Consider the following 6,869-nt stretch of genomic DNA (forward strand, 5'->3'; position numbering starts at 1 on the left):
CCAAAATCAATTTTCAGCTTATCACACAGCCATTATTTTAAAGCCGTACTTACTTTTAGTTTTTTTCCTTTGACGGTTGTCTGTTCCATTGCTTGGAGCACTACTGAGCCTTTTCCATTAAGGATGTCAACATAGGTTAGGTTGTCCTGGATGGTGATAATGCCAATATCTTCTGCTGAAACTCCTGGAATATTAGAGATTGTCCCAACAAAGTCTACTGCCCGAAGCTTTTTCTTTTTTCCGCCACTGAAGTGGAGCTTGGTAATATCCTTGTTAATTCGTGCCGTTTTATTATTCCTGACAACTCTTCGGCCGCTAAGTTTTTCTTCAAATGCTGCTTTTCCACTCGCAACCTCATCCTGGTTTGGGACATCCATCTTAGGGATTTCAAAGCCAATGTAACGTTCAATTGCCTTAACAAATTTCTCTTCATAAGGTGTTGCGAAAGTAATCGCTCTTCCTTTGTTACCTGCTCTTCCTGTTCTTCCTGTCCGGTGAACATAACTCTCTTTTTCCATTGGAACATCGTAATTAATAATCAGTGTCACATTATCAATATCGATTCCCCTAGCAGCGACATCTGTTGCCACAAGATAGCGGAAGTTCCCAATTTTAAAGCCATCCATTACGCCAAACCGATCCTCTTGTTCAAGACCGCCATGTAATCTTTCACAAGAATAATTGGCTTTTTCCAACTCTGTATAGACATTTTCCACATTTTCTTTAGTTCGGCAAAATATAATGCAGCTATCTGGATTTTCAACCACTGTTAAATCCTTCAACAATGAAACCTTTTCTTCATCCTTTACTTCAATAACGGCATGTTCAATCGTATTCGTTGTGACACCCGTAGCTGCAATCTCAATTTGTATAGGATTTTTCATATATCGATGACAAAGGTTTTCAACATCCTTCGGTAAGGTAGCTGAAAAGACCATCGTTACTCGGTTCTCCGGGAGTTCTTTTATGATGGCTTCCACTTCATCAATAAAGCCCATATTTAACATTTCGTCCGCTTCATCAATGATTAGATATTTGATTTTATCTAATTCGAGCGTTCCCCTTTCGATATGGTCAATCGTACGACCAGGTGTCCCGACGACTACATGCGTTTTTTGTTTCAATTCTTCCTTCTGTTTTGAGAAAGGTTCTTTCCCATAAACCGCCATCGCTTTAATTCGTTTAAATCGTCCAATATTCGTAACATCTTCACGAACCTGGACAGCCAGCTCACGAGTAGGTGTCAGTATTAAAGTCTGGGGCTTTTTTTCCTCCCATTCCATCATCTCGCAAATAGGAATCGCAAAGGAAGCTGTCTTACCGCTGCCTGTTTGTGATTTTACAACCAAATCTAGATTTTCTAATGCCTTTGGTATCACTTCTTTTTGTACTTCGGTGGGATTATCGTATTTTAATACCGTAAGCGCCCTTCTTATTTCCTCGCTTAAATGATAATCTTCAAACTTTTTTTCACTCATGCTGTAACCTCATTTTTTTGTATTATCCAACTTCTATATAGGATTTCTCTGAAAGAATTATCATATGCAAAATCTGAATATGTTAATTATACTTGAAATACATGACATTTCGACTTTTTATTTCAGCACACTGTTACACAACAGCTTTACAAGACTTAAGAGAAAGGGTACATTTATTAAAGAAGCTGTTTTCACTTTTCTCCATGTAAATATCAGAAAAGTCAAAAATATAGTGAAAAATCTGTTATAATGGAAATATCCTGTTCTAAGGATAGTATAGATCACTTACTTAACAGCAATTTTATACATCTGTGGATCTCTTTTTTTAATTTAACTAAATTTTTTATTAGGAGGTAATCTATGTATAAAATCAAGGATAAGGAAAAACTTTTCATTTACACTGGACCCGATGGCTCTGGAAGAAAGACCATTGCCAAGATGGTGGCGACCGCGTTTGATATGGAAACGGTCCTTTCTTACACGACTCGACCTCCTCGTCATTATGAACAAGACGGCGTAGACTACCATTTTGTTACAGACGAAACCTTCAACAAAATGAAGGACAACCAAGAATTTCTTGAGAGTGTGGATATCGATGGAATTCATTATGGAATTCGCGAACAGGATATCGTCAAGGCATTTGAAAACCATAATCTTGTCTATCTAACGTTAAATCCAGAAGGCACCGAAAAATTAAAAAGTATGTATGGTGACCGAGTCATGCGCTTATTCATCTATTCTGACCGTGATACGGTTATCAAGAGACATCAGGCTCGAAATGACAAAGAGGAAGATATCCAAAGACACTTGGCACACTATGATGAAACCATGGCTTATAAAACTGAATGTGAACATGTCTTTGAAAATTATGACTCACCACAAGTTTCTTTTCAAGTTAGTGAAGTCATTGAAGCTTTCCTTGATCAAAATAGAATTGTCACCGATTATTAATAAAAGGTCCATTGATAGGAAATTAACCCTGTCATTGGACCTTTTTTATAATATTTTTCTTAGTATAAATTAGCCCTGCTGTCATCCTTAATATTTGCAAACGAAAACGAAATAGCGATTTTTTCATGTGCTTTAGCACGATGTTAACGCTAAACATAATACATACTAACATAAAAATTGAATGAAGTGTTCTTGAATGGAAAAAACAAGGTAGATAACAGGTTGAAATTATTTAAATAACACTGTATAATTAAGTGTTGAAAACATTATTTAGGGGGAACTCTTTTTGTCGATCGAAGTAGGCAGCAAAGTACAAGGTAAAGTAACGGGTATTACTAATTTTGGAGCGTTTGTAGAATTACCAGGTGGCACAACTGGCCTTGTGCACATTAGCGAAGTAGCTGACAGCTATGTTAAAGACGTTAATGATCATCTCAAAGTAGGGGATCAAGTTGAAGTTAAGGTAATTAGTGAGAAAGACGGAAAAACTGCCTTGTCTATTAAAAAAGCTATTGATAAGCCAGAAGGGCAAACTTCTTCTTATTCCCAGCGTCCACAACGCCAAGGTAGAGATAATAGACAATCAAAAGACTTCCGTTCAAAAGGCGGCAGCAACTTTAAACCAAAAGAAAACTTTGAAGATAAAATGGCTAAATTCTTAAAAGCTAGTGAAGAAAATTTATCCAGTTTAAAACGCAGCACCGAAACAAAACGTGGCGGCAGAGGCGGAAGACGCGGATAATTATAGATAAAGAAGGCAAGCCCCATGAGGCTTGCCTTCTTTTATTTATTAGAGATGATGGGTTCGAAGATTTTGGTAATCGAAATACATTAATTCTTTGCTAAATCTCTTCGATTCGCTGCCAGAGGAGGCTGCTCCAACCATTCGTTCTCAATCATGAGATTAGCTCCGTCCTCTGACAGCTTCAAAACCTCCGTAATATACCGTGAATAATCTACAACCAAATCGGTTCTTTGACTTTCTGAAATCGCGATTCCATAGTTTCCTACCCCAGCATAAATCATCAGATTAAAGTGAAACATCATTAATTTATCAGAAAACGGGGATTCATTGGAATCAGTAACTTCCTGTGCTAATGAAACCGGAATTGAAAGTGAGTCCATTTCTAAATAGCTGCTTAAAACTTTAATATGTTTCAAGGATACATCTTTTCCTCTTTAAAAATATTTACGGACTTTTTTGGACTTTGCCACCTGACTAAAAGCTGTTGCAATTGCCACACCAAGGTGATTCGTCTGGATGTTCGCACTGAGATTGGTAATCTCTGTTCCCGTAAGTCCTTCCCTTCTTCCTAATCCCTCTAGGATAAAGGATTGTTTATGGATAAACTCTAATTTTTGTGGATAAGGAATAACAGAAGGACGAATGGCTAATCCCTTTTCTAATAAGATTGTAGTTGCTTTATTATCCAATTCCATAGTATCTGTTAAACATTCAGAATAGAAGGAGCGGATATCCTGACGGTAAATGTTTTGTAACACCCTTCCATAGGTGACTAATCCACCTTTGGTCATATTGCGAATATATCTCAAATAAAAGACATCTGAGAATAGCCGTTTTGCCCTTACATTTACATCTTGTTCGGTAAAACCCTGTGGAATCTGAATTTGTTCCTTTGTAAAAACACTACGAATGAATTCAATGTGCTGTTCCGAAAGGTTCTAGAGCGTTCGAGATGAGCGATTTAATAGTACTGTCATTCATATGTACAAGAAAATACTTCAATACGCAGACAGACATACTATCGGCCATAAAACTTGTCCATAGATAAGACAATTCAGAAGCTGTTAATTTGATATGATCAGGGTTTTTATCCATAAAAATTTCCTCCTATTATCTTCAAGCATAATATTTCCAGTATAGGAGGAAATTATTTACGAAAGAGAGTTCAACTTACACAGCGATTTCTTTAATTGATTTATTAACAGCCTGTCTAAATGTCCAAATGATGTCTGTTAAAATACCTGTCTCCACTTTTATTTCTTTTATGTCCCAATACAATTCATTCTTTCGGTGATAATAATAAGCACCATCAGATGATTTCATTATCGTCAGGATTCCCTTAGGATTCTCTGTTTCCATAGTAAGAAAATGTTTTTCTCCATCCCAATTTGCAAATGCTTCGAAAATTTTTAGAAACACTTGGACTTCTCTTTTACTCTTAAGCACACTATCCACTCCCCTTTTTTAAAATAATGTATGAAATGTCTCCGTATTGATTACCTTCAGTTCGAGTATGGTTCTGATTATAGTCAATAAAACAAGCAGCAATCCATCATCCTGTTAGAAAAACTAGCATGGTTTTCATCCTTTTTAGGATGGGGTGGCTACACTAAAACCAAAACCAACAAAATTTCTCATTAAATTCTAATAATTTTATCATCATACTCTAACTCCGGTCCGAGATAATGGAATTAAGAATACGTATATTCACCTGGGGAGATGGTGTGATGAGCGTTGTCATTGGCTGTGTTTCAGATTATTTCTCGATTGTTATGACAGATACACGGATAACCTATGGTAAAAATGCGGAAATGGGTTGGGATGACAATGTTGAAAAGCTAGTTTCGATACCAAATATGGGATGGGCGACTGGCGTAGGGGTATTTAACTTTATTCATAACTTTAATAGAAAATTAGCAAAACTGAAAAATATTACCGCTAGAATAATCGAGGAATTATTTGAGAAAACACTTGAATATGAAAAGAATAAAAACAAATATTTGAAGCTCAATTTGACTCTACCGCATTACCTGTTCCTGGATAGGAAAGGAAGAAAATAAAAAGTAAGGTTCGTGTAGGTTTGTTAAACAAAGAGCACTTCGGTAACAGACTAATGGAATTTGGAAATAATCATATTACCATTTTGTATCCATATGATTATTTGGATGACCTAAGTAAGGTAGAGAACCTTGAAAAGAGATTTAATATGTATACTGAATTCAATGGCAATTTAGGGAAGCTCCTTCAACATTTGCTTCAAATTTTCGCTGAGATTTCGGCAAACTCCTCCGGTGTCAGTAGAATCTGCGATATCGGTATTCAAGTTTACTTGGACAATGATTTATATAAATTTCAACTAAAAGAAGATGTCCGTCCACTCATTAAAGCTGCAAAAAATGGCACCCTCTTAAATAAACTTTCCGTCGTGATCTAGGATTGTTTCCGTAACTGGTTGCTCGTACCTTTTTCGGGCACAATCCAATTTTTAAAATAAGTTAAGGCTGTCCAAGTCAAGTAGACCTTTAAACAGCCTTTTATTAATTTTATCTCTTGTTCAACTCATCCAATAGTGGAAAAAGCTCTTCTAAATGTTTAATTTCATAGGTTGGTTTGATTTCATTTCTTTCTTTATCGTGTCGGTTAATCCAAACAGATTTAATCCCGGCCCTATTGGCACCAAGAACATCCGTCATTAAGTTATCCCCCACCATCAGGACTTCATCCTTTTCTAAGGACATGAGTGACAACGCATGCTCAAATATCGATGGATCAGGCTTTCCTATTCCAAAAGCTCCTGAAATGACGATTTGGTCAAAATATGGGACAAGCTCTGGTGTAATCGAAAGTTTAGTGTTCTGCAAATCAGGTGATCCATTTGTTAACAGAAGCATTTGGTACTTTCCTTTTAATGAATCTAGTATTTTAAACGATTCATCGTACACAAACGGCAGATTACTGCGTTCTTGTGGGAATCTTTCCGCCAATTCATGCCCAAAAGCGGGATCATCCACTCCCATTGCCTTTAGTCCCGCTGTCCATGCTTCTTTTCGATAGCTTGGGACGATTTCTTTCATTTTCCTAAAATCATCGTAATCATCTAAGAAATTCCCCCATAATCCTTCAAATGGATTTATTCCGATCATTTGTGTAAATGAATAGGTCTCATAGGAGGAATATAAGTTTCTTGCAGCCTCACGTACCGCTTCTTCTAGTTCACTTGCATCTACACCATACCGTTTCTCTGCTACTTTACATGTCGCAACAAATGCTTCCTTGATACTTTTTTGATCCCAAAGCAGTGTATCATCTAAATCGAAAAAAATTGCTTTTATCATTTTCGCAGCCTCACCTTTCACCCAAATATATTTTACTAGTTTACCATTTTTTAAATTAAAAGAATATTCTTTCACAAAATAAAAAAGGTGCCAATTTTTTTTTGTAATATAATGGTAGTATCGAAGACGTAATCAAACCGAGCGAAGCTTGGCAAAAGGTTCCTGCTTCGTTATCCCAGAATGATTAAGAAACTCTATTGTATAGAGTTTGATGTTCCATTGTTAATCCCGCTGGCACCAAGAGTTCCCAGAAAGTTTGCATGAAAAGCATCGTAATCAACCCATTTACCAAATACAAGGAAATCGTAATCCGTTTATTAATTTTCCTGATTTAACAGAATGTATCCAATTTCCATCTAT

General features: G+C 36.4%; 9 protein-coding genes and 1 pseudogene. 5 read left to right on the plus strand and 5 right to left on the minus strand.

Features of this window, described 5'->3' with window-relative positions:
* Positions 1-32: 32 nt before the first annotated feature.
* Positions 33-1,478 carry a DEAD/DEAH box helicase gene (locus tag CHI06_RS27285; protein ID WP_095251785.1) on the minus strand — a complete coding sequence of 482 codons (1,446 nt, stop codon included), beginning with the start codon at positions 1,476-1,478 and terminating at the stop codon, positions 33-35.
* Between the two features lie 360 nt (positions 1,479-1,838).
* Here CHI06_RS27285 and CHI06_RS27290 point away from each other — a divergent pair, with 360 nt between their 5' ends.
* Both CHI06_RS27290 and CHI06_RS27295 read left to right on the plus strand, forming a co-directional pair.
* Positions 1,839-2,429 (plus strand): guanylate kinase, encoded by a 591-nt coding sequence (locus CHI06_RS27290; protein ID WP_095251786.1) that lies wholly within the window; start codon positions 1,839-1,841, stop codon positions 2,427-2,429.
* A gap of 286 nt (positions 2,430-2,715) precedes the next feature.
* Positions 2,716-3,171 (plus strand): S1 domain-containing RNA-binding protein, encoded by a 456-nt coding sequence (locus CHI06_RS27295; RefSeq protein ID WP_095251787.1) that lies wholly within the window; start codon positions 2,716-2,718, stop codon positions 3,169-3,171.
* An 89-nt stretch (positions 3,172-3,260) separates the two neighbouring features.
* Here the strand turns inward: CHI06_RS27295 and CHI06_RS27300 are convergent.
* The 3 genes and pseudogenes from CHI06_RS27300 to CHI06_RS27305 form a co-directional block, all read right to left on the minus strand.
* A pseudogene (locus CHI06_RS27300) lies at positions 3,261-4,094 on the minus strand (DUF3231 family protein).
* Positions 4,090-4,269, minus strand: coding sequence for a DUF3231 family protein (locus CHI06_RS30860; RefSeq protein WP_257009480.1), 180 nt, complete (start codon positions 4,267-4,269; stop codon positions 4,090-4,092). Before CHI06_RS30860 ends, CHI06_RS27300 begins: the two are co-directional and overlap by 5 nt.
* Positions 4,270-4,344: 75 nt before the next feature.
* On the minus strand, positions 4,345-4,620 hold the full coding sequence (locus tag CHI06_RS27305) for a hypothetical protein (protein WP_095251788.1): 276 nt from the start codon (positions 4,618-4,620) through the stop codon (positions 4,345-4,347).
* Between the two features lie 281 nt (positions 4,621-4,901).
* Here CHI06_RS27305 and CHI06_RS27310 point away from each other — a divergent pair, with 281 nt between their 5' ends.
* Positions 4,902-5,234, plus strand: a complete 333-nt coding sequence (locus CHI06_RS27310; RefSeq protein WP_095251789.1) for a hypothetical protein — start codon at positions 4,902-4,904, stop codon at positions 5,232-5,234.
* A gap of 20 nt (positions 5,235-5,254) precedes the next feature.
* Positions 5,255-5,608, plus strand: a complete 354-nt coding sequence (locus CHI06_RS27315; RefSeq protein WP_095251790.1) for a hypothetical protein — start codon at positions 5,255-5,257, stop codon at positions 5,606-5,608.
* 109 nt (positions 5,609-5,717) lie between these two features.
* On the opposite strand, the gene CHI06_RS27320 is transcribed toward CHI06_RS27315, so the two are convergent.
* The gene (locus CHI06_RS27320) at positions 5,718-6,509 is read right to left on the minus strand and encodes an HAD family hydrolase (RefSeq protein WP_095251791.1); all 792 of its coding nucleotides are present in this window, start codon (positions 6,507-6,509) and stop codon (positions 5,718-5,720) included.
* A 256-nt stretch (positions 6,510-6,765) separates the two neighbouring features.
* Here CHI06_RS27320 and CHI06_RS30865 point away from each other — a divergent pair.
* Positions 6,766-6,869 (plus strand): endonuclease (locus CHI06_RS30865; protein ID WP_257009482.1); only part of this gene is annotated, 104 nt, incomplete at its 3' end.

The organism is Bacillus sp. 7884-1 (assembly GCF_002272245.1).
Taxonomy (GTDB): Bacteria; Bacillota; Bacilli; order Bacillales; family Cytobacillaceae; genus Neobacillus.

Coding starts and splice junctions, on each gene's coding strand:
- CHI06_RS27285 (WP_095251785.1), bottom strand. CDS start 1,478: ATGAGTGAAAAAAAGTTTGAAGATTATCATTTAAGCGAGGAAATAAGA.
- CHI06_RS27290 (WP_095251786.1), top strand. CDS start 1,839: ATGTATAAAATCAAGGATAAGGAAAAACTTTTCATTTACACTGGACCC.
- CHI06_RS30860 (WP_257009480.1), bottom strand. CDS start 4,269: ATGGATAAAAACCCTGATCATATCAAATTAACAGCTTCTGAATTGTCT.
- CHI06_RS27310 (WP_095251789.1), top strand. CDS start 4,902: ATGAGCGTTGTCATTGGCTGTGTTTCAGATTATTTCTCGATTGTTATG.
- CHI06_RS27320 (WP_095251791.1), bottom strand. CDS start 6,509: ATGATAAAAGCAATTTTTTTCGATTTAGATGATACACTGCTTTGGGAT.